This is a genomic window from Streptomyces misionensis, from assembly GCF_900104815.1.
GTDB classification, from domain to species: Bacteria; Actinomycetota; Actinomycetes; order Streptomycetales; family Streptomycetaceae; genus Streptomyces; species Streptomyces misionensis.
Genome location: NZ_FNTD01000004.1, coordinates 2,126,974 through 2,151,480 on the forward strand (window position 1 = coordinate 2,126,974; position 24,507 = coordinate 2,151,480).

At 73.3% G+C, this 24,507-nt stretch carries 24 protein-coding genes; 14 read left to right on the forward strand and 10 right to left on the reverse strand.

Annotated elements, in window-relative coordinates; translation table 11 throughout:
• The first annotated feature begins 97 nt into the window (after positions 1-97).
• From cobM to cobC, 6 genes are read left to right on the forward strand one after another with little or no spacing between them, the layout of a single operon-like run.
• Positions 98-940, forward strand: coding sequence for a precorrin-4 C(11)-methyltransferase (cobM, locus tag BLW85_RS11245; protein WP_070025905.1), 843 nt, complete (start codon positions 98-100; stop codon positions 938-940).
• Positions 937-2,265: a bifunctional cobalt-precorrin-7 (C(5))-methyltransferase/cobalt-precorrin-6B (C(15))-methyltransferase gene (locus BLW85_RS11250; protein WP_074991973.1), complete on the forward strand. Its 1,329-nt coding sequence runs from the start codon at positions 937-939 to the stop codon at positions 2,263-2,265. The genes cobM and BLW85_RS11250 overlap by 4 nt, the downstream gene beginning before the upstream one ends.
• Positions 2,262-3,959, forward strand: a complete 1,698-nt coding sequence (cobJ, locus tag BLW85_RS11255) for a precorrin-3B C(17)-methyltransferase (protein WP_074991974.1) — start codon at positions 2,262-2,264, stop codon at positions 3,957-3,959. The genes BLW85_RS11250 and cobJ overlap by 4 nt, the downstream gene beginning before the upstream one ends.
• Positions 3,956-4,543, forward strand: coding sequence for a precorrin-8X methylmutase (locus BLW85_RS11260; RefSeq protein ID WP_074991975.1), 588 nt, complete (start codon positions 3,956-3,958; stop codon positions 4,541-4,543). Before cobJ ends, BLW85_RS11260 begins: the two co-directional genes overlap by 4 nt.
• Complete coding sequence (locus BLW85_RS11265; RefSeq protein ID WP_070025901.1) at positions 4,540-5,448, forward strand: sirohydrochlorin chelatase; 909 nt, start codon at positions 4,540-4,542, stop codon at positions 5,446-5,448. The genes BLW85_RS11260 and BLW85_RS11265 overlap by 4 nt, the downstream gene beginning before the upstream one ends.
• Positions 5,438-6,493: an Rv2231c family histidinol phosphate aminotransferase CobC gene (gene cobC, locus BLW85_RS11270; protein WP_074991976.1), complete on the forward strand. Its 1,056-nt coding sequence runs from the start codon at positions 5,438-5,440 to the stop codon at positions 6,491-6,493. Before BLW85_RS11265 ends, cobC begins: the two co-directional genes overlap by 11 nt.
• A 526-nt stretch (positions 6,494-7,019) precedes the next feature.
• Here cobC and BLW85_RS11275 read toward each other — a convergent pair.
• The 5 genes from BLW85_RS11275 to BLW85_RS11295 form a co-directional block, all read right to left on the reverse strand.
• Positions 7,020-7,958, reverse strand: a complete 939-nt coding sequence (locus BLW85_RS11275; RefSeq protein ID WP_074991977.1) for an SCO1860 family LAETG-anchored protein — start codon at positions 7,956-7,958, stop codon at positions 7,020-7,022.
• A 125-nt stretch (positions 7,959-8,083) separates the two neighbouring features.
• Positions 8,084-9,175 carry an amidohydrolase family protein gene (locus BLW85_RS11280; protein ID WP_070025899.1) on the reverse strand — a complete coding sequence of 364 codons (1,092 nt, stop codon included), beginning with the start codon at positions 9,173-9,175 and terminating at the stop codon, positions 8,084-8,086.
• Between the two features lie 31 nt (positions 9,176-9,206).
• Complete coding sequence (locus BLW85_RS11285) at positions 9,207-10,001, reverse strand: amino acid ABC transporter ATP-binding protein (protein ID WP_071828794.1); 795 nt, start codon at positions 9,999-10,001, stop codon at positions 9,207-9,209.
• Positions 9,998-10,831 carry an amino acid ABC transporter permease gene (locus BLW85_RS11290; RefSeq protein WP_070025897.1) on the reverse strand — a complete coding sequence of 278 codons (834 nt, stop codon included), beginning with the start codon at positions 10,829-10,831 and terminating at the stop codon, positions 9,998-10,000. Before BLW85_RS11290 ends, BLW85_RS11285 begins: the two co-directional genes overlap by 4 nt.
• Positions 10,832-10,835: 4 nt before the next feature.
• Positions 10,836-11,678: a basic amino acid ABC transporter substrate-binding protein gene (locus tag BLW85_RS11295; protein ID WP_070025896.1), complete on the reverse strand. Its 843-nt coding sequence runs from the start codon at positions 11,676-11,678 to the stop codon at positions 10,836-10,838.
• Positions 11,679-11,876: 198 nt separating this feature from the next.
• Here BLW85_RS11295 and BLW85_RS11300 point away from each other — a divergent pair, with 198 nt between their 5' ends.
• The 5 genes from BLW85_RS11300 to thpD all read left to right on the forward strand — a co-directional run bounded on the left by BLW85_RS11300 (position 11,877) and on the right by thpD (position 16,483).
• Positions 11,877-12,977: an aminotransferase class V-fold PLP-dependent enzyme gene (locus BLW85_RS11300; protein ID WP_074996039.1), complete on the forward strand. Its 1,101-nt coding sequence runs from the start codon at positions 11,877-11,879 to the stop codon at positions 12,975-12,977.
• Between the two features lie 366 nt (positions 12,978-13,343).
• Positions 13,344-13,862 (forward strand): diaminobutyrate acetyltransferase, encoded by a 519-nt coding sequence (ectA, locus tag BLW85_RS11305; RefSeq protein ID WP_070025895.1) that lies wholly within the window; start codon positions 13,344-13,346, stop codon positions 13,860-13,862.
• Between the two features lie 13 nt (positions 13,863-13,875).
• Positions 13,876-15,147: a diaminobutyrate--2-oxoglutarate transaminase gene (gene ectB, locus BLW85_RS11310; RefSeq protein ID WP_074991978.1), complete on the forward strand. Its 1,272-nt coding sequence runs from the start codon at positions 13,876-13,878 to the stop codon at positions 15,145-15,147.
• Positions 15,148-15,178: 31 nt separating this feature from the next.
• Complete coding sequence (locus BLW85_RS11315; RefSeq protein WP_070025367.1) at positions 15,179-15,583, forward strand: ectoine synthase; 405 nt, start codon at positions 15,179-15,181, stop codon at positions 15,581-15,583.
• A gap of 6 nt (positions 15,584-15,589) precedes the next feature.
• Positions 15,590-16,483: an ectoine hydroxylase gene (thpD, locus tag BLW85_RS11320; RefSeq protein WP_070025369.1), complete on the forward strand. Its 894-nt coding sequence runs from the start codon at positions 15,590-15,592 to the stop codon at positions 16,481-16,483.
• 64 nt (positions 16,484-16,547) lie between these two features.
• Here thpD and BLW85_RS11325 read toward each other — a convergent pair whose 3' ends face one another.
• The 4 genes from BLW85_RS11325 to BLW85_RS11340 all read right to left on the reverse strand — a co-directional run bounded on the left by BLW85_RS11325 (position 16,548) and on the right by BLW85_RS11340 (position 20,565).
• Positions 16,548-17,600 carry an aminotransferase class V-fold PLP-dependent enzyme gene (locus BLW85_RS11325; RefSeq protein ID WP_074996040.1) on the reverse strand — a complete coding sequence of 351 codons (1,053 nt, stop codon included), beginning with the start codon at positions 17,598-17,600 and terminating at the stop codon, positions 16,548-16,550.
• 96 nt (positions 17,601-17,696) lie between these two features.
• The gene (locus BLW85_RS11330) at positions 17,697-18,416 is read right to left on the reverse strand and encodes a DsbA family oxidoreductase (protein WP_070025371.1); all 720 of its coding nucleotides are present in this window, start codon (positions 18,414-18,416) and stop codon (positions 17,697-17,699) included.
• A 74-nt stretch (positions 18,417-18,490) separates the two neighbouring features.
• Positions 18,491-19,000, reverse strand: a complete 510-nt coding sequence (locus BLW85_RS11335) for a GNAT family N-acetyltransferase (RefSeq protein ID WP_074991979.1) — start codon at positions 18,998-19,000, stop codon at positions 18,491-18,493.
• 35 nt (positions 19,001-19,035) lie between these two features.
• On the reverse strand, positions 19,036-20,565 hold the full coding sequence (locus BLW85_RS11340; RefSeq protein WP_070025373.1) for an aldehyde dehydrogenase (NADP(+)): 1,530 nt from the start codon (positions 20,563-20,565) through the stop codon (positions 19,036-19,038).
• Positions 20,566-20,708: 143 nt separating this feature from the next.
• On the opposite strand from BLW85_RS11340, the gene BLW85_RS11345 reads away from it, so the two are divergent.
• From BLW85_RS11345 to BLW85_RS11355, 3 genes are all read left to right on the forward strand, one after another.
• Complete coding sequence (locus BLW85_RS11345) at positions 20,709-21,482, forward strand: IclR family transcriptional regulator (protein ID WP_070025374.1); 774 nt, start codon at positions 20,709-20,711, stop codon at positions 21,480-21,482.
• 47 nt (positions 21,483-21,529) lie between these two features.
• Positions 21,530-22,024, forward strand: a complete 495-nt coding sequence (locus BLW85_RS11350; protein WP_074996041.1) for a GNAT family N-acetyltransferase — start codon at positions 21,530-21,532, stop codon at positions 22,022-22,024.
• A gap of 74 nt (positions 22,025-22,098) precedes the next feature.
• Positions 22,099-23,556, forward strand: a complete 1,458-nt coding sequence (locus tag BLW85_RS11355) for a peptidoglycan D,D-transpeptidase FtsI family protein (RefSeq protein WP_070025375.1) — start codon at positions 22,099-22,101, stop codon at positions 23,554-23,556.
• Between the two features lie 104 nt (positions 23,557-23,660).
• Here BLW85_RS11355 and BLW85_RS11360 read toward each other — a convergent pair whose 3' ends face one another.
• Positions 23,661-24,458, reverse strand: coding sequence for an HAD family acid phosphatase (locus BLW85_RS11360; protein WP_074991980.1), 798 nt, complete (start codon positions 24,456-24,458; stop codon positions 23,661-23,663).
• Positions 24,459-24,507 lie beyond the last annotated feature (49 nt).

Below are 24,507 nucleotides of genomic sequence, written 5' to 3' on the forward strand. Positions count from 1 at the left end.
GCGCCTTCGCGCACATCGGGCACCTCGCATATCGCCTCGCATCCTGACATTTCACCCCGCTACTGCCGTGTGCTTTCCGTACGAGAGGACCTTTCCGATGGCCGACGCCCCCACAGACACGCCCGCCGGGACACCCCTCGGCAAGGTGACCTTCGTCGGTGCCGGACCCGGCGCCGCCGACCTGCTGACGTTCCGGGCCGCGCGCGCGATCGCGGCGGCGGACGTGGTGATCTGGGCGGCCAGCCTGGTCCAGGCCGAGGTGCTGGAGCACGCGCGCGCGGACGCGGAGATCCTGGACTCGGCGACGATGTCCCTGGAGGAGGTCGTGGCCGTCTACCGGCGGGCGCACGCCGAGGGCCTGAAGGTGGCGCGGATCCACTCCGGCGACCCGGCGCTGTGGGGCGGCACGCAGGAGCAGCTGGACCGGTGCGCGGAGCTGGGGATCGCGACGGAGATCGTCCCCGGGGTCTCGTCGTTCTCGGCGGTGGCGGCCCTCGCGGGGCGCGAGCTGACCATCCCCGAGGTCGCGCAGTCCGTCGTCCTCACCCGGCTCGGCGGCGGCAAGACGCCGATGCCGCCCGGCGAGGAGGTGCGCGAGTTCGCCCGGCACGGCACCACGATGGCGGTCTTCCTGTCCGCGGCGCGCAGCGGACAGCTGGTGCGGGAGCTGCTGGAGGGCGGCTATCCGACGACGACCCCGGTGATCGTCGCCCATCAGGCGACGTGGCCGGAGGAACTGGTCGTGCGGTGCACGATCGGCACGCTGGAGGAGACGGTCAAGGAGCACAAGCTCTGGAAGCACACGCTGTTCCTGGTGGGTCCGGCGCTGGCCGCGCACGGCACCCGCTCGCACCTCTACCACCCGGGCCACTTCCACGGCTTCCGCAAGGCGGACCCGGCGGCCCGGCGGGAGCTGCGGGAGCGAGGGGCGGGCAGGTGATCACGGTCGTCGGCACGGGGACGGGGGCGCCGCTGCCGGAGGACGTCGCGGCGGGCGCCGCGCTCGTCGTCGGCGGGCGGCGGCACCTGGACGCGGCCGTGTTGCCCGCCGGGGCCGAGCGGGTCGTGCTGGGCCCGCTGGCGCCCGCCCTGGACACCATCGCCGGGTATGTCGAGAAGGAGCTGCCGGTGCTGGTGCTGGCCTCCGGCGACCCGGGGTTCTTCGGGATCGTGCGGGTGCTGGCCGAGCGCTTCGGCGCCGAGCGGCTGTCGGTGCGCCCGGGGGTCTCCTCGGTGGCCGCGGCGTTCGCCCGGCTCGGGCTGCCCTGGGACGACGCGGTGGTGGTCAGCGCGCACGGCAGGGCGCTGCGCACCGCGGTGCACGTCTGCCGGGCCCGTCCCAAGGTGGCCGTGCTCACCGGCCCGGGCGCGGGCCCCGCCGAACTGGGCGCGGCGCTCACCGGCCGCGACCGGGTGCTCGTCGTGGCGAGCGCGCTGGGCGATCCGGTGCGCGAGCGGGTCGAGCGGGTGTCCCCGGCCGAGGCGGCGGCCCGCGACTGGGGCACCGCGGTGAGCGTGGTGCTGTGCCTGGCGACGCGGCGGGGGCCGGATCTGCGCGATGCGCCCGGTGCGCCGCTGGTGCCTGAGGAGCCGCCGGTGCCGGAGGAGCCGCATGTGCCGGATGTGTCATTGGTGGGCAAGGTGCCGCGCGCCCTCGCCGGAGCGGCGCCCGGGCCTTCGCGCTGGGCGCTGGAGGAGACGGAGTTCGCCCACCGCGACTCGATGATCACCAAGTTCGAGGTGCGCGCGCTCGCCCTGGCCCGGCTCGGACCGCGCCTCGGCGACCTGGTGTGGGACGTGGGCGCCGGGTCCGGGTCGGTGGCGGTGGAGTGCGCCCGGCTCGGCGCGGCCGTCGTCGCCGTGGAGAAGAGCGCGGACGGGGTGGCCCGGATCCGGGAGAACGCCCGCGCCCACGGGGTCGAGGTGGACGTGGTGCACGGCACCGCGCCGGACGCGCTGGACGGGCTCGCGCAGGACCCGGACGCCGTGTTCATCGGCGGTGGGGGGCGTGAACTGCCCGCCGTGATCCGGGCGTGCGCGCCGCGCGCCCGGCGGGCCGTGGTCGTGGCCATGGCCGCCCTGGACCGGGTGCCGGCGGCCCGCGAGGCGCTGACCGGTGCCGGGCTGGCCTGCGACGGGGTGCTGCTCCAGTCCTCGCGGCTGGCCCCGCTGCCGGGCGAGGTGACCCGGCTCGCGGCCACCAACCCGGTGTTTCTGCTGTGGGGCGTCAGAAGCCCCGTACCCAATCGAGGAGTTGACCAGTGATCGGCCTGATTTCCGCCACCGCGGCGGGGGCGGCGGCACGGGACCGGCTGGCCGCGGCCTGGCCGGACCGTACGCGGGTGTACGAGGGTGCCGTGGGACCGGCGGTGCGGGCCGCGTTCGCCGAGTGCGAGCAGCTGGTGTGCTTCCTGGCCACGGGCGCGACGGTACGGCTGCTCGCGCCGCTGCTCGGCGACAAGGCGACCGACCCGGGCGTGGTCTGCGTGGACGAGGGCGGCCGGTTCGCGGTGTCCCTGGTCGGCGGGCACGGCGGCGGCGCCAATGAACTCGCCCGCGAGGTGGGCGGGTTGCTGGGCGCCGAGCCGGTGGTGACCACCGCGACGGACGCGGCGGGGCTGGCCGGTCTGGACACCCTCGGCCTGCCCTGCGAGGGCGCGATCGCCGCCGTCTCCCGGGCACTGCTGGACGGCGAACCGGTGGCGCTGGAGCAGGAGTTGGCCTGGCCGCTGCCCCCGCTGCCCTGCTCGGCGCAGGGGTCGTACACCGTCCGCCTCACCGACCGGGACGTCCCACCGGGCGAACGCGAGGTGCTGTTGCGGCCGCCGTCCCTGGTGGTCGGCGTCGGCGCGTCCCGGGGGGCGCCGGTGGAGGAGGTCCTGGCGCTGGTCGAGGGCGCGCTCCAGGAGGCGGGGCTGTCCGCGAAGTCGGTCGCCGAACTCGCCACCGTGGACGCCAAGTCGGCCGAGCCCGGCATCCTGGGCGCCGCCGAACGGCTGGGCGTGCCCGTGGTGACGTACTCCGCCGCGGAACTGGCGGCGGTCGAGGTGCCCAACCCCTCCGACGCCCCGCTCGCGGCCGTCGGCACCCCGTCGGTCGCCGAGGCGGCGGCCCTGGTGCGCGGCGGTGAACTCCTGGTCCCCAAGCGGAAGTCGGACGCCTCCCCGGCGATGGCGACCTGCGCCGTGGCGCGGCGTCCGGGCCGCGGGCGGCTCGCGGTGGTCGGGCTCGGGCCGGGTGCCCGGGACCTGCTCACCCCGCGCGCGGCGGCCGAGCTGCGGCGGGCCTCGGTGCTGGTCGGGCTCGACCAGTACGTGGACCAGGTCCGCGATCTGCTGCGGCCCGGCACCCGGGTGCTGGAGTCGGGGCTCGGCGCCGAGGAGGAGCGGGCGCGCACCGCGGTCGAGCAGGCCCGGCGGGGCCACGCGGTGGCGCTGATCGGCAGCGGGGACGCGGGCGTGTACGCCATGGCCTCGCCCGCGCTCGCCGAGGCCTCGGACGACATCGACGTGGTCGGGGTGCCCGGGGTGACGGCCGCGCTGGCCGCCGCCGCGATCCTGGGCGCGCCGCTGGGCCACGACCATGTGTCGATCAGCCTCTCCGACCTGCACACGCCGTGGGAGGTCATCGAGCGGCGGGTGCGGGCGGCGGCCGAGGCGGACCTCGTGGTCACCTTCTACAACCCCCGTTCCCGGGGCCGCGACTGGCAGTTGCCGAAGGCGCTCGCGATCCTCGCCGGGCACCGGGAGCCGACGACACCCGTCGGCGTCGTGCGCAACGCCTCCCGGCCGGACGAGTCGAGCCGGGTCACCACGCTGGCCGGGCTCGACCCGGCGACGGTCGACATGATGACGGTCGTCACCGTGGGCAACACCGCGTCCCGCACGGTCGCCGGGCGGATGGTGACCCCGCGCGGCTACCGCTGGCAGAGCGGCCCGGCGCAGGAGGAGGCCCGGTGAACCGGATCGTGCACCCCATCGAGGAGGAGTCCTTCCGGCGGCTGCGGGCCCGTCTGGACACCTCGCACTTCCCGCCGCTGACCCGGGCGGTGGTGGAGCGGGTCATCCACTCCGCCGCCGACCTGGAGTACGCGAGCGACCTCGTCCTGGCGGAGGCGGACCTGGTCCCGGCGCACGCCGCGCTGCACGCCGGGGCGCCGGTCGTCGTGGACGTGGAGATGGTCGCGGCCGGCATCACCCGGCGCCGGACCGTGTGCCGGCTGAAGGACGCCAGGCCGGGGCCGGGGCTCACGCGCTCCGCGCACGCCGTGCGGCTCGCCTACGAGGAGGTGGGCCCCGGCGCCCTGTGGGTGATCGGCTGCGCGCCGACCGCCCTGGAGGAACTGCTCACCCTGGACGCCGCGCCCGCGCTCGTCATCGGCCTGCCCGTCGGCTTCGTCGGCGCGGCCGAGTCCAAGGCCGCGCTGCGCGCGAGCGGGCTGCCCGCCGTGAGCAACGTGTCCGAGAAGGGCGGCTCGGCGGTCGCCGCCGCCGCGCTCAACGCCCTGCTGTACCACCCGATACCGTCCGAGGAGACCCTGTGACCACCCCGCCCGCCCTGCTGATCGCCGGCCACGGCACCCGTGACGACGCCGGAGCCGAGGCGTTCCGCGCCTTCGTCGAGGAGCTGGGCCGCCGCCGTCCGGACCTGCCCGTCGCGGGCGGCTTCATCGAGCTGTCCCCGCCGCCGCTGGGCGACGCCGTGGCCGAACTGGTGGAGCGGGGCGTGCGCCGGTTCGCCGCCGTCCCGCTGATGCTGGTGTCCGCCGGGCACGCCAAGGGCGACATCCCGGCCGCGCTGGCCCGGGAGAAGGAGCGGCACCCGGGGATCTCGTACACCTACGGCCGTCCGCTGGGCCCGCACCCGGCGCTGCTGAAGGTCCTCGAGCGGCGCCTCGACGAGGCGACCGGCGGCCAGGACCGGGCGGAGGTGACCGTGCTGCTGGTGGGCCGCGGCTCCACGGACCCGGACGCCAACGCGGAGGTGTTCAAGGCGGCGCGGCTGCTGTGGGAGGGCCGCGGTTACGCGGGCGTGGAGACGGCGTTCGTGTCGCTGGCGGCGCCGGACGTGCCGAGCGGCCTGGACCGGTGCGCGCGGCTGGGGGCGCGGAAGGTCGTCGTGCTGCCCTACTTCCTGTTCACCGGCATCCTGCCGGACCGGGTGCGGCGGCAGACCGAGGAGTGGGCGGCCGCGCACCCCGACGTCGAGGTGCGCTCGGCCGACGTGATCGGACCCGAGCCGGAGCTGCTCGACCTGGTGCTCGAACGGTACGAGGAGGCCGTCGCGGGCGATCTGCGGATGAACTGCGACTCGTGCGTGTACCGGATCGCGCTGCCGGGCTTCGAGGACAAGGTGGGGCTGCCGCAGCAGCCGCACTTCCACCCGGACGACGACGGGCACGGGCACGGTCACCACCACGGCGGGCACACGCACAGCCATGCGCACTGACGATCGCGGGCCGGACCTGCGCCACCACGGGGACGCCGAGGTGCGGGACGACGGCGCGGCACTGGTCGACCTCGCGGTCAACGTGCGGACCGGCACCCCTCCGGAGTGGCTGCGCGCCCGGATCGCCGGGTCGCTGTCGTCCCTCGCGGCCTACCCGGACGGGCGGGCCGCGCGGGCGGCGGTGGCGGCGCGGCACGGACTGCCCGACGGGCGCGTGCTGCTGACGGCGGGCGCGGCCGAGGCGTTCGTGCTGCTCGCCCGGGCCCTCGGGGTGCGCCGGCCGGTCGTGGTGCATCCGCAGTTCACCGAGCCGGAGGCGGCGCTGCGGGATGCCGGGCACACCGTGGAGCGGGTGCTGCTGCGGCCGCGGGACGGCTTCCGGCTGGACCCCGAGGCGGTGCCCGGGGACGCCGATCTGGTGGTGATCGGCAATCCGACCAACCCGACGTCGGTGCTCCACCCGGCCGGGGTGATCGGCCGGCTCGCCCGGCCCGGCCGGTACCTGGTGGTCGACGAGGCCTTCATGGACGCGGTGCCCGGCGAGCGGGAGGCGCTGGCCGGGCGGACGGACCTGCCCGGTCTGATCGTGCTCCGCAGCCTGACCAAGACCTGGGGGCTGGCCGGACTGCGCATCGGCTACGTCCTGGCCGCCCCGGAGATCATCACGGCCCTGGAGCGGGCCCAGCCGCTGTGGCCGGTGTCGACCCCGGCGCTGACCGCCGCCGAGGCGTGCATGGCGCCTCCGGCCCTGGCCGAGGCGGGTCACGCGGCGCACCGCATCGCGGCGGACCGCGCCCACCTGGTGGCGGGCCTGGCCGCGCTCGCCGACCGGGGCGTCTCGGTCACCGGCCCGGCCGAGGCCCCCTTCGTACTGGTCCGCATGGCGGGAGCGGCGGCCGTACGACGCCGGCTGCGCGATCTCGGCTACGCCGTGCGCCGCGGGGACACGTTCCCCGGCCTGGGCGAGGACTGGGTACGGCTGGCCGTCCGGGACCGCTCCACGACGGACGCCTTCCTGACCGCCCTGTCGGCCGCCCTCCCCTGACGGGATGGCGTGCCCGCGGGGCCCGGACCCGCCTCCGGCGCCGCGGGCACCGGCAGGGTTCGTCGACCGCCTGGGGAGGAAACGGCGCGCGTACCGCCCCCGCCGGGAATTCCGGTGCGCGCGCCGCATCCGCCGCCAGGCCGGGAGCCGGTCGCGCCGCTCCGGGCGCCCTCAAGGGGCTCCGCCCAGCCCCGCACCGACCGGTCCCGCGACTCGTCACGAGGCTCGGCCGCCGAAGAACGGCCGGGGCGGAGGGGCCGGCGAGCACCCCGCACCCGCCGATCAGGCGGAGCGACCGGGCGAGCCGGCGTCCGCGGGCCGCGCCCGACGCCGCCCCGTCGGCACCGCAGGCCGAACGCCGCCCGGGCACCTCAGGCGCCCCGGCCTGGGCCCCGGTCCCCCACGCGGACGGCCGGGCGACCATCGGCTCCGCTCCCCCGGAGCGAGACGTCGCACCCCCGCCACCGCTCCCGGTCGCTCCGGGCACCCCGGCCCCCTGGAACCCGGCCGGCAGGCCCCCGCGCGCTCAGTGCTTCCTTCGCCGCGCCACCAGCACCGCTCCCCCGCCCGCCGCCAGCAAGGCCACCGCGCCGCCCGCGATGTACGGTGTCGCCGGGCTGCCGCCGGTCTCGGCCAGGTCGGTCCCGGTGGTGCCGCCCTGGGGTTTCGTGTCGGAGACGGGGGCCGCGCCGGACGTGGTGCCGGGGGCGGGGTGACGGCTCGGGGCCGGGTGGCTCGTGGCGGGCGCCTTCGGGGCGTCGCAGGTGGCCTTGGCGAGCGTGACCGTGCCCTCGACGTCGGCGACGTTGAGCTTCAACGGGTTGACGGAGACCTTGAGTTGCAGGGCGGTCGCGGCGGCCGTACGCGTCGTGGTGGCGCGCTGGGCGAGGTCGAGGCGGACCTCGCCCACGCCGGGCACCTTGACCTCGGTCGTGCCGCCCGCGGTGAGCGTGACGCGCCGGCCGAGGACGGTGACCGCGCCGAGGACGTCCGCGGCGGCGGTCGGCGCCGCGCCCGCCTCGCAGGTGGCCCGGGCGGTGACCGTGCCGACCTCGATCAGGGCGAGCGCGGGCAGACCGGGCACGTGCAGCCGGGCGTTGACGACCCGGACCGAGCCCTCGGCCCGCCGGTCGGTCACCGTGGCCTTCGCCTGGGCGACGTCCGCGCCGAGGACGGTGAAGGGCTTGTCGCCGGCCACCCCGTCCAGATGGGCGGAGAGGGCCGTGCGGTCGGCGCTGCGCGGCGCCTGGACCTCGTTGAGCGAGACCGCCAGCGGGACGTCGACGGACTTGTTGAGCAGGGACACGTCGAGGCCGGTGCGCAGCACGGTGGCGGAGGCGTGACCGGTGGCACCGGTGGCGTGCGCCGCGCCCGCGCCGAGGAGCGCGGGCGCGGCGGCCAGGGCGGTGACGGTCGCCGCCGCGGCGAGACGGCGTCCGGGCATGCGGAAGGTATTGCTGTTCACGGTGTGGGACCCCCCAGAGGGAACAAGCTTGGGACCCGTCAACCTTGTACGCCGTGTGGGTGAACGGTCAGCGTTCCCGGGTCACTTCACTCCAAAGTGGAAATTCCGCACGCATCTTCGAGACCTCAGGAATACACGTTCCCGTCGACGACCACCCGGCGCGGCGATGCCAGCACCCCGACGTCGGCCCGGGGGTCCTCGTCGTACACCACGAGGTCGGCCGGCGCCCCCTCCTCCAGACCGGGCCGGCCCAGCCACTCCCGGGCGGTCCAGCTGGTCGCCGCCAGCGCCTCGACGCGGGGGATGCCCGCCCGGACCAGCTCGGCGACCTCCGCCGCGACCAGGCCGTGGGGCAGCGAACCGCCGGCGTCCGTGCCGACGAACACCGGGATGCCGGCGTCGTAGGCGCCGCGCACGGTGTCGTAGCGCCGCTCGTGCAGCCGTCGCATATGGGCGGACCAGCGCGGGTACTTGGTGTCGCCGCCCGCCGCGAGCCGCGGGAACGTGGCGATGTTGACGAGCGTGGGGACGATGGCCACACCCCGCTCGGCGAACAGCGGGATCAGGTCCTCGGTCAGGCCCGTGGCGTGCTCGATGCAGTCGATGCCCGCCTCGACCAGATCGCGCAGGGAGTTCTCGGCGAAGCAGTGCGCGGTGACCCGGGCGCCGAGCCGGTGGGCCTCCTCGATCGCGGCCCGGGCCGCCTCGCGGGGCCAGCAGGGAGCGAGGTCGCCGAGGTCGCGGTCGATCCAGTCGCCGACCAGCTTGACCCAGCCGTCGCCGCGCCGGGCCTCCCGGGCGACGTAGGCGACGAGGTCCTCCGGCTCGATCTCCCAGGCGTAGTTGCGGATGTAGCGGCGGGTGCGGGCGATGTGCCGGCCGGCCCGGATGATCTTCGGCAGGTCCTCGCGGTCGTCGATCCAGCGGGTGTCGGAGGGCGAGCCGGCGTCCCGCAGCAGCAGGGTGCCCGCCTCCCGGTCGGTCAGCGCCTGCTTCTCCGCGGTCTCCGCGTCGACCGGGCCCTCCGCGCCGAGACCCACGTGGCAGTGCGCGTCGACCAGGCCGGGCAGCGCCCAGCCCTCGACCGTGCGGACGTCCCGGGCCCCGGCCGGGCGGTCGAACGACACCCGGCCGCCGACCACCCACAACTCGTCGCGCACGTCCTCCGGTCCGACGAGGACCCTGCCCTTCACATGCAGCACCGGCTGATCGCTCATACCGGCACCTTAGGGCCTCTCGTCCAGAGGGCTAGACCCCGCCGGTTCCCCCCTGGTCCGGGACGTCCTCCTCGACCTCGGCCATCGCCGGATCGAGGAGGCGGGAGAGGAAGTGGCGGGTGCGCTCGTGCCGGGGCGCGCCGATGACCTGGTCGGGGCGGCCGTCCTCGACGATCACCCCGCCGTCCATGAAGACGACCCGGTCGGCGACCTCCCGGGCGAAGGTCATCTCGTGGGTGACGACCATCATCGTCATGCCCTCGCGGGCGAGCCCGCGCATCACGGCGAGGACGTCGCCGACCAGCTCCGGGTCGAGCGCGGAGGTCGGCTCGTCGAAGAGCATCACCTCGGGGCCCATGGCGAGGGCGCGGGCGATGGCCACGCGCTGCTGCTGGCCGCCGGAGAGGGACGCGGGGTAGGCGTCCGCCTTCTCCGCGAGGCCGACCCGGGCCAGGTTCTGAGCGGCGATCCGCGCGGCCCGCTCCTTGTCCCGCTTCAGCACCCGGCGCTGGGGCAGCGTGAGGTTCTCGGTGACGCTGAGGTGCGGGAACAGGTTGAACTGCTGGAAGACCATGCCGATGCGGCGGCGCACGGCGTCGATGTCGACGTCCGGGTCGGTCACCTCGGTGCCGCCCACGAAGACCTGACCCTTGGTGGGCTCCTCCAGCAGGTTCACACAGCGCAGCAGCGTGGACTTCCCGGAGCCGGAGGGGCCGATGACGCAGACGACCTCGCCCTGGCCGATCTCCAGGTCGATGCCGCGCAGCACGTGGTTGTCGCCGAAGGACTTGTGCAGGTCCCGGACGCTGATCTCGGGGCGGCTCACCTGATCTCCCTGAGGGACTTGGCTTCCATACGGCGCACGACGAGGCTCAGCGGAATCGTGATCAGCAGATAGCACAGGCCCGCGACCAGGATGGGCGTGGAGTTGGCGGTCTGGCTGGCCAGGTCGTTGCCGAACTTGGACAGTTCGCGCTGTTCCAGGGTGACGCCGAGGAACAGCACCAGCGAGGAGTCCTTGAAGAGCAGCACGAGTTCGTTGGTCAGCGGCGGCAGGATGATCCGGAAGGCCTGCGGCAGCACGATGGAGACCATGGCGCGCGCCGGCGAGAAGCCGAGCGAGCGGGCCGCCTCCAGCTGCCCCTTGGGCACCGCCTGGATGCCCGCGCGGATCGTCTCCGCCATGTAGGCGGCGGAGACCAGGCCGAGCGCGACGGCGACCTTGCCGTACGTCCCGCCCGGGTACTGCACGTCCGGGAAGGCCAGGGGCACGCCGACGCCGACGAAGATGAAGATCAGCAGCGCGGGCAGGCCGCGGAAGATCTCGACGTAGATGCCGGCGAGCCAGCGGTAGGGCCCCACGGAGGACAGCCGCATCAGGGCGATGACCATGCCGAGGGCCAGGCCGACGACGAACCCGGAGAGCGTGTACAGCACGGTGTTCTTCAGGGCCACCGTGATCAGCTCGGGGAACAGCTGCTTCGCGATGGCGGGCTGCGCGAACTGGTTCTGCAGCCGCCCCCAGTCCGCGTAGACCACGAAGGCGATCACCGCGGCGACGAGGACGACGTACTGGGCGCCGCGGGAGATCCGGCGCTTCTGGGTGCGGGTCAGCCCGGTGCGCTTGGGCTGGATACCGGTGTCCGTGTCGGCCATGGGGTCAGGAACCGGCCGGGGAGGCGACGGAGGAGTCGTACGGACCGATCCACTTCTCGTAGATCTTCTTGTAGGTGCCGTCGGCCTTGGCGTCCTTGAGCGCCTTGTTGATGGCGTTCAGCAGCGGCTTGTTGCCCTTCTTGACCGTGAAGCCGTACTGCTCGCCGGTCTTCAGATTGTCGACGATCTTGAACTTGTCCGCGTTGGCCTTGTCCTTCAGCCAGCCCTGCACCACCGGGTAGTCGATGACGACGGCCTGGACCTGGCCGGTGCGCAGGCCGTTGAGGACCGCGTCGGAGGAGGCGAAGGAGACCGGGTCGAGGCCCTTCTTCCTGGCGAAGTCCTCGCCGGTGGTCTGCGCCTGCGCGCCGAGCTTCTTGCCCTTGGCGCCCGCCAGCGAGGTGATCCCGCTGTCCTTGGCGACCAGGACGGCCTGGGTGGCCTCGAAGTACGGGTCGGAGAAGTCGACGTTCTTCGCGCGCTCGGCGGTGATCGTCATGCCGGCGGCGGCCAGGTCGCACTGGCCGGAGTTCAGGAAGGCGCCCGTCTTGAAGTTCTCGAACGGCGTGTCCACGATCTGCTGCTTGACGCCGAGGTCCTTGGCGACCAGGTCGATCAGGGAGACGTCGAAGCCCTGCACCTTGCCGTCGACCACCGACTGGAACGGCGGGTAGGGCAGGTGGGTGCAGGTGGTCAGCTTCCCGGCGTTGGCGAGGTGGACGCCGCCGGCCGTGGTCTTGCCGCTCCCCGAGTCACCGGAGGAACAGCCCGCCGCGACGAGGACGAGGCCGGTGGTCGCGGTGACCGCGGCCAGCAGGCGGGTCCGGCGTCCGAGGAGGGTTTTCATGGGGGAGTCTCCTGTGGGGGGAATGAGAGGTTCCGATTATAAGGAGATGTTTGGGGTGCTCAAAACAAACCCATGGCCAGGAGGCCGTCGGACCTGAGAACCAACTGGTCGGTGGGCGGTTCGGGCCTGGAGTTAGGCTCGTCTCGGCCACCTCCCGGTCGGCCCCCGTGGACTCCTGTGAGCGAAGAGAGCACCGACGTGACCCACCCCTTCCTCGATCTGCCCCCGCTGACCGCGCAGCGCTTCGCCGCCATCGAGGACCGGGTGGCCCGGCTGCTGGACACCCGGCAGGACGTACTGATCACGCAGGGCGAGGCGCTGCTGCCGCTGGAGGGCGCGATCCGCGCGGCGGCCGGTCCGGGCACGGTGGCGCTGAACGTGATCACCGGCCCCTACGGCCAGACCTTCGGCAACTGGCTGCGCGACGCCGGCGCCACGGTGTACGACATCTCGGTCCCCTTCCACACGGCGGTGCGGGCGGAGCAGATCAGCGCCGCGTTCGCCGAGCACCCGGAGATCGACTTCGTCTCCCTGGTGCACGCGGAGGCGGCGACCGGCAACACCAACCCGGTCGCGGAGATCGGCGAGGTGGTCCGGCGCCACGGCGCCCTCTTCTACCTGGACGCGGTCGCCTCCGTGGGCGCCGAGCCGGTGCTGCCGGACGCCTGGGGCGTGGACCTGTGCGTGATCGGCGCGCAGAAGGCGATGGGCGGACCGGCGGGCGTCTCGGCGATCTCGGTGAGCGAGCGCGCCTGGGCCCGGATGGCGGCGAACCCGAACGCGCCGCGCCGCTCCTACCTCTCCCTGCTGGACTGGAAGGAGCGCTGGCTGGACGCCGGCCGCACGGCGCTGCCGCACGCCCCGGCGCAGCTGGAGATGCTGGCGCTGGACGCGTGCCTGGAGCGGATCGAGGCGGACGGCCTGGAGACGGTGATGGCCCGCCACCGCGGCGCGGCGCGCGCCACCCGGGCGGGTGCGCTGGCCCTCGGCGGCGGCCTGGAGCCGTACGTCCACGAGGCGGCGGACGCGGCCCCGGTGGCGACGACCCTGCGCGTGCCGTCCTCCATGGCCGCCTCCGAGCTGGTGGCCCACGCCCTGGCCGCCGACCCCGCGCTGCCGCTGGCCGCGGGCGGCGGCGCCCTGGCCAAGGAGATGATCAGGGTCAACCACTACGGTCCCGACGCCACCCCGGAGGCGGTGGACGCCTGTCTGGCCGCCCTGGGCGCGGCCCTCGCCGAGCAGGGCGCCGCCCTGCGCCCGGACGACGCGCGCCGGGCCGCGGAGCAGGCCTGGCGGTAGCCACCGGTTCCGGCAGACGACGGCCCGCGCCGCACGGCGCGGGCCGTCGTCGTGTCCCGCGGGCACGCGAATATCCCTCGCGAACAAATCGACGAAACCACCGAAGCCTGAATTCAATTTACTTTCACAATTCTCGCCAATTTATCGGACGGCAGCTTCCCATCTTCTTCTGCCCGCTTTCCGTGAAGCTAAACGGGGCAGTTTTCCGGAACATTTCCGGCGGTTTCCGGGGTGTGACACACTCCACAACGAAGTAACTTTGCCCCACTTTGACGTGGTACAACTCGGGCATTTTGCACAGCCGTCCCGGCGGCGCCAGAGTCGCGGTCGTGCATTTCTTAATTCGCATCGCTAAATTCGTGCCGCATGACTGCCGCACCCGCAGACCTGCTCATCGACCGACCGGCGACGGCGGACGGAGCCGCGCTCTGGCGCCTCGCCAAGGACTCGAAAACCCTCGATGTCAACTCGTCCTACAGCTATCTGCTGTGGTGCCGGGACTTCGCCGGCACCTCGGCGGTGGCGCGCGGTGCGGACGGCACGCCCGTCGGTTTCGTCACCGGCTACATACGCCCCGACCGCCCCCGCACCCTGCTCGTCTGGCAGGTCGCCGTGGACTCCGCCCACCGCGGCCACGGCATCGCCGCCGCGCTGCTGGACGGACTGACCGCGCGCCTCGCCGCCGAGCGCGGCGTCACCGACGTCGAGACCACCATCACCCCCGGCAACACCGCCTCCGAGCGGCTCTTCACCTCGTTCGCCGAGCGGCACGGGGCGCCCCTCGTCCGCGAGGTGCTGTTCCCGGCCGAGCTGTTCCCGGACGGCCCGCACGACCCCGAAGTCCTCTACCGGATCGGCCCGTTGACCGAGACCCCCGCCCACTGAGGAGCGAATCACCGTGACCATCACCCAGCCCGACCTCAGCGTCTTCGAGACCCTCGAGTCCGAGGTGCGCAGCTACTGCCGTGGCTGGCCCACCGTGTTCGACCGCGCGCAGGGCAGCCGGCTGTACGACGAGGACGGCCATGCGTACCTCGACTTCTTCGCCGGTGCCGGATCACTCAACTACGGCCACAACAACCCGGTGCTCAAACGGGCGCTGATCGACTACCTGTCCCGGGACGGGATCACCCACGGCCTGGACATGTCGACCACGGCCAAGCGCTCGTTCCTGCAGACCTTCCAGGACCTGGTGCTGCGCCCGCGCGATCTGCCGTACAAGGTCATGTTCCCCGGCCCGACCGGCACCAACGCCGTCGAGTCGGCACTGAAGCTGGCCCGCAAGGTCAAGGGCCGCGAGGCCATCGTGTCCTTCACCAACGCCTTCCACGGCATGTCCCTGGGCTCGCTCGCCGTGACCGGCAACGCCTTCAAGCGGGCCGGCGCCGGTATCCCCCTGGTGCACGGCACCCCGATGCCGTTCGACAACTACTTCGACGGCACCGTCCCCGACTTCCTGTGGTTCGAGCGGCTCCTGGAGGACCAGGGCTCCGGCCTGAACAAACCCGCCGCGGTGATCGTGGAGACCGTGCAGGGCGAGGGCGGCATCAACGTCGCCCGCCCCGAGTGGCTGCGCGCCCTCAAGGAACTGTGCGAACGGCAGGACATGCTGCTGATCGTCGACGACATCCAGATGGGCTGCGGCCGCACCGGCGCCTTCTTCTCCTTCGAGGAGTCCGGCATCACCCCCGACATCGTCACCGTCTCCAAGTCGATCAGCGGCTACGGACTGCCGATGTCCCTGTGCCTGTTCCGGCCCGAACTCGACGTCTGGGAGCCCGGCGAACACAACGGCACCTTCCGCGGCAACAACCCCGCCTTCGTCACCGCCACCGCGGCCTTGGAGACCTACTGGACCGACGGCTCGGCCATGGAGAAGCAGACCCGCACCCGCGGCGAGCAGGTCGAGCAGGCGCTGATCTCCATCACCGAGGAGAACCTCGCCGATGTGAAGGAGTACCGCGGGCGCGGACTGGTGTGGGGCCTGGAGTTCCACGCCAAGGACCGTGCCGCGCGCGTCGCCCGGCGGGCCTTCGAACTGGGCCTGCTCATCGAGACCTCAGGGCCGGAGAGCGAGGTCGTCAAGCTGCTGCCGGCCCTGACCATCACCCCGGACGAGCTGGACGAGGGGCTCAGCGTCCTCGCCCGCGCCGTCCGGGAAACCGCCTGAACCGCAACGCCTACCAGGAGGAAGCACCACCGTGATCGTCCGATCGTTCAAGGACATCGAAGGCACCGACCGGCACATCAAGTCCAAGTCGGGCACCTGGGAGAGCAAGCGCATCGTCCTGGCCAAGGAGCGGGTCGGCTTCTCCGTGCACGAGACCATCCTGTACGCGGGCACCGAGACGCAGATGTGGTACGCCAACCACATCGAGGCCGTCGTCTGCACCAAGGGCGAGGCCGAGCTGACCGACCGCGAGACCGGCAAGACGTACACCATCACGCCTGGCACCATGTACCTCCTGGACGGGCACGAGCGGCACACGCTGCGCGTCAAGGAGGACTTCCACTGCATCTGCGTGTTCAACCCGCCCGTGACCGGACGGGAGGACCACGACGAGAACGGGGTGTACCCGCTGCTCACCGAGCCCGAGGAGGTGTGAGGACCCATGACCACCGCCACTGTGAAGGACCTCTACCCGACCCGCGGCAGCGCCGAGGTGACCGTCCCGCGCCAGGACCCGGTCCTCTGGGGCTCCCCCGACACGCCGGGACCGATCGCGGCGGCCGAACTCCAGTCGTACGAGCGTGACGGCTTCCTCGCCGTCGACCAGCTGATCGGTCCGGACGAGGTCGAGGTCTACCGCCGCGAGCTGGAGCGGCTGGTCGCCGACCCGGCGATCCGCTTCGACGAGCGCTCCATCGTGGAGCCGAAGTCCCAGGAGATCCGCTCGGTCTTCGAGGTGCACCGGATCAGCGAGGTGTTCGCGAACCTGGTGCGCGACGAGCGGGTGGTCGGCCGGGCCCGGCAGATCCTCGGCTCCGACGTGTACGTCCACCAGTCCCGGATCAATGTGAAGCCGGGCTTCGGGGCGAGCGGCTTCTACTGGCACTCGGACTTCGAGACCTGGCACGCCGAGGACGGGCTGCCGAACATGCGCACGGTGTCCGTCTCGATCGCGCTGACCGAGAACTTCGACACCAACGGCGGCCTGATGATCATGCCGGGCTCGCACCGGACGTTCCTGGGCTGTGCCGGTGAGACGCCCAAGGACAACTACAAGAAGTCGCTCCAGATGCAGGACGCGGGCACCCCGTCCGACGAGGCGCTGACCAAGCTGGCGGGCGAGTACGGCATCCGGCTGTTCACCGGCAGGCCGGGCTCGGCGACCTGGTTCGACTGCAACTGCATGCACGGCTCCGGCGACAACATCACGCCGTACCCGCGCAGCAACGTCTTCATCGTGTTCAACAGCGTGGAGAACACGGCGGTGGAGCCGTTCGCGGCGCCGGTGCGCCGGCCGGAGTTCATCGGCGCGCGCGACTTCACCCCGGTGCGGTAGGCGCCTTCGGTCACCGGGCCGGGGCCGCCGCGTGTGGGACGGGCGGCCCCGGCCCGGTCATGTCTCAGCCGGCCAGCACGTCGAGCAGCCGGTCCACGTCCGCCGCCGTGTTGTACAGGTGGAAGGACGCGCGCAGGTTGCCCGCCCGGTTGGAGACCTCGATGCCGGCCCGGCTCAGCTCCGCCTGCCTGCCGCCGAGTCCGGGCACGGAGACGATCGCCGAGCCGGGCGCGGGCAGCGGTTCGTGCCCGAGCCCGGCGAGCCCGCGCCGGAAGCGGTCGGCGAGGGCCAGGTCGTGCTCGCGTACGGCGGCCACGCCCAGCTCCTCGAACAGCGTGAGCGAGCTGTGCACCCCGGTGTAGGTGAACAGGCCGGGGCTGACGTCGAACCGGCGGGCGCAGTGGGCGAGTTCGGCGACCGGGCCGTAGCAGCTGTCCCACGGCTGCTCGGCCGCGACCCAGCCCGCGAGCAGCGGGGTCAGCTCGCCGAAGTCCTCGGGGACCACGAGGAAGGCCGCCCCGTGCGGGCCGAGCAGCCACTTGAAGGTGGTCGCCACCGTGTAGTCGTAGCCGTCCGCGTCGACGGGCAGCCATCCTGCGGCCTGGGAGAAGTCGACGTAGGTGCGCGCGCCGTGGGTGCGGGCCGCCTCGCGCAGCGCGGCGAGGTCGGCGATCCGGCCGTCGGCGGACTGGGCGGCGCTCACCGCGACCAGCGCGGTGCCGGGCCGCACGGACTCCGCGAGCCGTTCCAGCGGCACGGCGCGCACCTTGAGGTCGCCGCGCACGTGGAAGGGGTTCACCACCGAGGTGAACTCGTCCTCGGCGGTGAGGACTTCGGCGCCCGCGGGCAGCGCGGCCGCGATCAGACCGGTCTGCGCGGCGACGGACGGGCCGGCCGCCACCCGGGTGACCGGGACCCCGGCGAGGCGGGCGAAGGCGGCCCGGGCGTGCTCGACGTTCTCGAACAGCGGGTCCAGCGGCCGCCCCTCGGCCCGCAGCTCCGTCGCCTCCCGCAGGGCGGTGACGGTACGGGCCGGGAGCAGGCCGCTGGTCGCGGTGTTCAGATAGGTGTTCTTCGGGCGGAACTCGGCGCGGACGAGGCTCTCGAAGGTCTCCATGAGCCCACTGTGCGGGCCGGAACGGGCCCCGTCCATCGCGCCTTTCCCCGGCGAGCGGCCAAGCTCTGCTTATACGACCGCCGCGGCCTGCGGTTTTCAGTCCTGCCGCGGCACCGCGCACCCGTCCGGGCCGCACGCCTCGGCGTCCTGCCGGTCGACCGGCTTCAGCGGGGTCTGCTCGCCCCAGGCCTGGGTGAGCGCCTGGGTGAACACCTCGGCGGGCTGGGCGCCGGAGACGCCGTAGGTGCGGTCGAGGACGAAGAAGGGCACACCGGTCGCCCCGAGCCGGGCGGCCTCGCGCTCGTCGGCGCGGACCGCGTCGGCGTAGGCCTCCGGGTCGGCGAGCACCGCGCGCGCCCGGTCGGCGTCGAGCCCGGCCTCCACGGCCAGCTCCACCAGCCGCTCGTCGCCCTCGGCGAAGACCGACCGCTCCTCGGCGAAGTTGGCCCGGTACAGGATCTGGATCAGCTCGTCCTGCCTGCCGTGCTCCTTGGCGAGGTGCAGCAGGCGGTGCATGTCGAAGGTGTTGCCGTGGTCGCGGCCCCGGGTGCGGTAGTCCAGGCCCTCGGCGGCGGCCTGGGCGCCCAGGTTGTCCTCGCCGGCTTCGGCCTGCGCCTCGCTCATGCCGTACTTCCTGGTCAGCATGGTGAGCACGGACTCGACGTCACCCTTGGCACGGCCCGGGTCCAGCTCGAAGGAGCGGTGCACCACCTCGACCTCGTCGCGGTGCGGGAAGGCGGCGAGCGCCTTCTCGAAGCGGGCCTTGCCCACGTAGCACCAGGGGCAGGCGATGTCGCTCCAGATCTCGACGCGCATGTCTTCGTTCTCTCCAGGTCGTACGGGCGCGGAGCCGCTCTCCGCCCGATACGTGAACGTTCAAGTGCCGCTGGTCATTCCGCCGGCGGCACGGCGTACCGCAGGAAGAGGTGGTGGTCGCCCTCGGCCGGCGGGTTCTCCGGGTCGGGCACCCAGCCCTGCCGGGCGTAGAAGCCCTGGGCCCGCAGGTTGTCCACGTGGACGTCGAGCACGGCGGTGCGCCGTCCTCCGGCCCGCCATTCCCCGGCGCAGGCCGCGTGCAGGGCGGTGCCGATGCCGGCCCGCCAGCGGTCGGGGTCGACATGGAACTGGAACAGCTTGACGGTGGCCGGGCCGGCTCCGTCCGGGGTGCGGAAGGAGGCGATCCCGACGAGCCGCCCCGCCCGCAGGGCGCACAGCACCCGCCCGTCCGGGCGCTCGATGGATCGCCGCCACGCCTTGACCCAGTCGAAGTCCGCCTGCGGCACCCCGTCCGGGTAGTAGGTCGAGCGGGCCCGCAGGTGCAGCGCGGCGACGGCCTCGGCCTCGGCGGGCAGCGCGGCGCGGATCCGCAGGGCGCCCCGGTCGTCTCGTGTCGCGGTCATGCGGCAGGGGACGTCCGCCCGGGCCCCCGCGGTTCCTACCGCTCCAGGACTCCCTTGAACCGCCGGGGGACGCCGAGCGGGTTGTCGTCCCGCAGCTCGGGCGGCAGCAGGGCCGGCGGGGTGTTCTGGTAGGCGACCGGGCGCAGCCAGCGCTCGATCGCCGTACCGCCCACCGACGTCGACGTCGAGGTGCTGGCCGGGTAGGGGCCGCCGTGGTGCTGGGCGGGGGCCACGGCGACGCCGGTCGGCCAGGCGTCGACGACCACGCGGCCGGCCAGGGTGGTGAGCAGGGCGAGGAGTTCACCGGCCGTGCCCGCTCCGCCGGCCTCCCCGGCGGAGAGGTGGACCGTGGCCGAGAGGGTGCCGGGCAGCCGGGACAGGACGGCCGTGGCCTGTGCCTCGTCCGTGTAGCGGGCCACCACCGTGACCGGGCCGAAGCACTCCTCCAGGAGCAGGTCGTGGGCCCCCGGCGCGGTCAGCCTGTCCGCCGGCACCGTGAGGAAGCCCGCGCTGACCAGGTGTTCGCCGCAGGCGCCCGGGGTCACCGGGGACGCCACGTCGGGCAGGGCGGCGCGCTCGCGGACTCCGGCGACGAAGGCGTCGCGGATGCGGTGGTCGAGCGGCACCCCGGCCTCGGTGGCGCTCACCGCGTCGGTCAGGTGCTTCAGCACGTCGTCGCCCGCCGCCCCGGAGGGCACCAGGACCAGGCCGGGCTTCACACAGAACTGGCCGACGCCGAGGGTGGCCGAGGCGGCCAGGCCGGTGCCCAGTTCCTCGGCACGCTCGGCCGCCGCGGCCTCGGTGATCAGGACCGGGTTGAGCGAGCCGAGTTCGCCGTGGAAGGGGATCGGCACCGGGCGCGCGGCGGCGGCGTCGTACAGGGCGCGCCCGCCGCGCGGCGAACCGGTGAAGCCCGCGGCGGCGACCAGCGGGTGCCCGATCAGTTCGACGCCCGCGTCGAAGCCGTGCACCAGGCCGAGGACGCCCTCGGGGATGCCGTGTTCGGCGGCGGCCCGGCGCAGCACCTTGGCGACCAGTTCGGACAGGGCCGGGTGGTCCGGGTGGGCCTTGACGACGACCGGGCAGCCCGCGGCCAGCGCGCTCGCGGTGTCGCCGCCCGCGACGGAGAAGGCGAAGGGGAAGTTGGACGCGCCGTAGACAGCCACGACGCCGAGCGGGACCTTCCAGCGGCGCAGGTCCGGGACGGGCGGGGTGGCGGCGGGGTCCGGGTGGTCGATGACGACGTCCAGGAAGGCGCCCTCCTCGACGATGTCCGCGAAGGCCCGCAACTGGTAGGCGGTGCGGGCGAGTTCGCCGGTCAGCCGGACCGGGCCCAGCGCGGTCTCGGCGTCGGCGGTCTCCACCAGGCCCTCCCGGGCCGCCTCCAGGCCCGCGGCGGCCGAGCGCAGGAAGGCGGAGCGGACGGCGCGCCGGGCGAGGGCGCCGCGCGCGGCGTGCGCCGCCCGGACGACCGCGTCCACCTCCTGGGCCGTGGCCTCGACCGCGACCTGTTCCCGCCGCTTCCCGGTACGCGGGTCGACACTCCAGACTGGTGCTGCTGCCACCGCGGGTCCCTCCCAAAAGGCCGCACTTGACCGGGTCAGCCCGAGCACGCCGTTCGCTATGCTGAACGGCGTTTCTGATGCTGAACACGCTGCTCGGAGACTGTATATCTCAGGTCCTCGTCGAATCGAAGGGGTCAAGGGCGATGACGGCAGGCGACGCGGGGGGCGGGGCGCAGGTCAAGTCCGCGGTACGGACGGTCGAACTGCTGGAGTACTTCGCCGGCCGCCCCGGGATGCACTCCCTCGCGGCCGTCCAGGAGGCCGTCGGCTACCCCAAGTCCAGCCTGTACATGCTGCTGCGCACCCTGGTCGAGCTGGGCTGGGTGGAGACGGACGCGACGGGCACGCGCTACGGCATCGGGGTGCGGGCGCTGCTCGTCGGCACCTCCTACATCGACGGCGACGAGGTGGTGGCCGCCGCCCGCCCGGCCCTGGACCGGCTCTCCGAGGACACCACGGAGACCATCCACCTGGCCCGCCTCGACGGCACCAGCGTCGTCTACCTGGCCACCCGCCCGTCCCAGCACTATCTGCGCCCCTTCACCCGGGTCGGGCGCCGGCTCCCGGCCCACTCCACCTCCCTGGGCAAGGCGATCCTCGCCACGTACGACGACGAGGAGGTGCGCAAGATGCTGCCCGCGACCCTGCCGTCGCTCACCGAGCACACCCTCACCGACCGGGAGGAGCTGATCGAGGAGCTGCGCCAGGTGCGGGAGCGGGGCTTCGCGGTCGACCGCGAGGAGAACACGGTGGGGCTGCGCTGCTTCGGCGTGGCCATCCCGTACCGCACCCCGGCGCGCGACGCCGTCAGCTGCTCGGTGCCGGTGGCCCGGCTGACTCCCGACCATGAGCGGACGATCAGGGACGCGCTGTTTGACGCGCGCGAACGGCTGGCGACGGCGACGCGGAGGCTGTGAGCGCGGCGAGCGCCGCACGCGGTCCGGCCGTCGTAGTCTCGGGCCCCATGGAGATCGCGCTGCGGATGGTGGAGGACGAGGATCTGCCGGTCTTCTTCCGGCAGATGACGGACCCGGAGTCGCTCCGGATGGCCGCGTTCGGCCCGAAGGACCCGACCGACCGGGACGCCTTCGAGGCACACCTCAAACGCGTGCGGGCCTCCGGCGACGTGCTGCGCACCGTGCTGGCCGACGGACGGGTGGCCGGCAGCGCGGCGGTCTACGGCGAACCCGGCGAGCGCGAGGTGACGTACTGGATCGACCGCGGGTACTGGGGCCGGGGTGTGGCGACGGCCGCGCTGCGGGCGCTGCTCGCCGAGGTCCCGGAGCGGCCGCTGTACGCGCGGGCGGCGGCGGACAACGCCGCCTCGCTGCGGGTCCTCGCCAAGTGCGGCTTCCGCGAGACCGCCCGCGCCCGGGGCTTCGCCAACGGCCGGGGCCGGGAGATCGACGAGGTGGTGCTCGTCCTGGCGGCCGGCGCGCGGGACGAGGCGGACACCTGACCGCAAGATGAGCGGGCGATGAGAAATCGGCCGGACGGGAACGTTCCGCCCGTTCGGCTCGTCTGTCGGTCGGGATGAACAAGACGATCAGACGGGCGTCCGTCTTCGCGCTGCTGCTCGTGCTCGCCCTGCTGGTGCGGGCGACCTGGGTGCAGTTCTACGACGGCAAGGCCCTCGCGGACGACACGCTCAACCGGCGCGGCGCGATCGAGACGTACTCGCGGCCGCTGGGGAACATCATCGTGGCCGGGAACGCGATCACCGGCTCCGCCAGGACGAAGGGAGGCGACCTCGCGTACAAGCGGACCTACACGGACGGCGCGCTGTACGCGGCGGTGACCGGCTATGCGTCACAGGCGTACGCGCCCACACAGCTGGAGGGCATCTACACGGACCTGCTCAACGGCACCGACCCCCGGCTCAAGACGGTGATGGACACCCTGACCGGCGAGCGGGCCTCCCCCGGGGACGTGGTCACCACCATCGACCCGGCCGTGCAGAAGGCGGGTTACCGCGCCCTCGGCGGCAAGAAGGGCGGCGCCGTCGCGATCGACCCCAGGACCGGCCGCATCCTCGCGGCGGTCTCGACGCCGTCGTACGACCCCTCGGCGCTCACCGACGCCAACACGGCCGGGCCGTCCTGGCAGCGGCTCAACGCGGACCCGGACAAGCCGCTGACCAACCGCGCGCTGCGCCAGCCGCTGCCGCCGGGCTCCACGTTCAAGCTGGTGGTGGCCTCGGCCGCGCTGGAGAGCGGGCTGTACAAGGACGTGGACCAGCGCACCGACAGCCCCAACCCGTACCGGCTGCCGGGCACCGTGCGCGACATGGACAACGAGAACCCCTCGGCGCCCTGCGCGAACGCCTCCATCCGGGTCGCCCTCCAGTACTCCTGCAACAACGTGTTCGCCAAGATGGCCGTCGACCTGGGGCAGGACAAGGTGCGGGCCATGGCCGAGAAGTTCGGCTTCAACGACGACCACCAGGACGTGCCGGTGCGCGCGTACACCAGCGTCTACCCCACCGGCATGGACAAGTCCTCGACCGGTCTGACGGGCATCGGCCAGTACGACGTCACCGCGACCCCGCTGCAGATGGCCATGGTGTCCGCGGCGCTCGCCAACGGCGGCGAACTCGTCTCCCCGCACATGGTGTCGCGCACCGTCGACAGCGGCGGTGACGTGGTGCAGGACTACGACGGCCACACCACGACCAAGCGGATCGTCAGCGCCCGGACCGCCGCCCAGCTCCAGTCGGCCATGGAGACCGTGGTGAAGGACGGCACCGGCACCAACGCGCTGATCGACGGGGTGACCGTCGGCGGCAAGACGGGTACCGCGCAGCACGGCGAGAACAACAGCAAGACGCCGTACGCCTGGTTCACCGCGTTCGGCAAGTCCGACAGCACCGGCAAGGAGGTGGCCGTCGCGGTGATGGTCGAGCAGTCGGACGCGGCGCGCTCGGAGGTCAGCGGCAACGGGCTGGCGGCGCCGGTGGCCAGGGCGATGATGGCGGCGGCGCTCAAGGGCTGACGACGACCGCGCCCCCGCCGCGGCGCCGTGCGCGCGGGCGGGGGCGGTGGCCGTCAGGGGGTTCCGGGGGCCTCGCGGCCGGCTCCGAAGACGTCCGGGCGGCCTCAGCCGACGAAGTACGTCGGGTTCGGCAGCTTGTACGTGCGGCCCGTGTAGCCGCCGTCCAGGTCCGAGTACTGGTCGCCGAAGTCGGCGATGAAGGTGTAGCCGAGGTCGTCCTCGATGTGCTTGCGGGTGCCGGCCTTGTACTGGACGGTCGTGCAGGTCCAGGTGCCCGGCGTGGCGCAGTCCTTCAGGTAGGCCGGCGGGTTGGCCGGGTTCTTGAGGAACATGTGCCCGGCGTCCAGGTTCACATCGGCGCCGACCTTCTTCAGGTTGGCGACCGCGGCACCGCGCTGGGCCTCGGTGAGACCGGAGTTGTAGAAGACCTCGACGCCCTTGGACCGGGCGTAGCGGATCAGTTCGGGGCTGCCGAAGACGGCGGGGCGGTCGGCCCGGTTGACGTAGTCGTTCCAGGTGGCCGAGTTGTAGCCGTAGTTGTTGCGCTTCTCGTAGTCGAGGCTCAGCAGCACGGTGTCGTCGATGTCGAACATGACGGCCGGCTTCTGGTGGTGCTTGCGCGCGGTGTGGGCGGCCTGGTCGATGTACTTCCTGGCGTCCGCGTCGATGCGCGCGAGGTCCTTGGCGTACGGGCTGTCCGGGGACGCCTGGTAGACGCCGTTGCCGTCGGCGGTGGTGCCGTAGTAGGCGTCGATGTCCTTCGTCAGGAGCCCGATGTTGTAGGGCTCGTGCGTGGAGTTGGCGGTGGACTGGCCGGCGGTGGCCGCGCCCGCGCCGTACAGCGCGGCACCGGCGACGACGCAGGCGGCACCGACGGCAGCCGCTCTGAGGGACTTCCGCATGGATTCTCCGGATCTGGTGGATGGAGTGATGTACCAGGTCACGGATTGT

Excerpts from the sequence above, each read along its gene's own strand:
- BLW85_RS11355 (WP_070025375.1), top strand. The coding sequence starts at position 22,099 with ATGAACAAGACGATCAGACGGGCGTCCGTCTTCGCGCTGCTGCTCGTG.
- cobC (WP_074991976.1), top strand. The coding sequence starts at position 5,438 with ATGCGCACTGACGATCGCGGGCCGGACCTGCGCCACCACGGGGACGCC.
- BLW85_RS11360 (WP_074991980.1), bottom strand. The coding sequence starts at position 24,458 with ATGCGGAAGTCCCTCAGAGCGGCTGCCGTCGGTGCCGCCTGCGTCGTC.
- BLW85_RS11335 (WP_074991979.1), bottom strand. The coding sequence starts at position 19,000 with ATGACCGCGACACGAGACGACCGGGGCGCCCTGCGGATCCGCGCCGCG.
- ectA (WP_070025895.1), top strand. The coding sequence starts at position 13,344 with ATGACTGCCGCACCCGCAGACCTGCTCATCGACCGACCGGCGACGGCG.
- BLW85_RS11330 (WP_070025371.1), bottom strand. The coding sequence starts at position 18,416 with ATGCGCGTCGAGATCTGGAGCGACATCGCCTGCCCCTGGTGCTACGTG.
- BLW85_RS11280 (WP_070025899.1), bottom strand. The coding sequence starts at position 9,175 with ATGAGCGATCAGCCGGTGCTGCATGTGAAGGGCAGGGTCCTCGTCGGA.
- BLW85_RS11345 (WP_070025374.1), top strand. The coding sequence starts at position 20,709 with ATGACGGCAGGCGACGCGGGGGGCGGGGCGCAGGTCAAGTCCGCGGTA.
- BLW85_RS11350 (WP_074996041.1), top strand. The coding sequence starts at position 21,530 with ATGGAGATCGCGCTGCGGATGGTGGAGGACGAGGATCTGCCGGTCTTC.
- BLW85_RS11325 (WP_074996040.1), bottom strand. The coding sequence starts at position 17,600 with ATGGAGACCTTCGAGAGCCTCGTCCGCGCCGAGTTCCGCCCGAAGAAC.
- thpD (WP_070025369.1), top strand. The coding sequence starts at position 15,590 with ATGACCACCGCCACTGTGAAGGACCTCTACCCGACCCGCGGCAGCGCC.
- BLW85_RS11290 (WP_070025897.1), bottom strand. The coding sequence starts at position 10,831 with ATGGCCGACACGGACACCGGTATCCAGCCCAAGCGCACCGGGCTGACC.
- cobM (WP_070025905.1), top strand. The coding sequence starts at position 98 with ATGGCCGACGCCCCCACAGACACGCCCGCCGGGACACCCCTCGGCAAG.
- BLW85_RS11295 (WP_070025896.1), bottom strand. The coding sequence starts at position 11,678 with ATGAAAACCCTCCTCGGACGCCGGACCCGCCTGCTGGCCGCGGTCACC.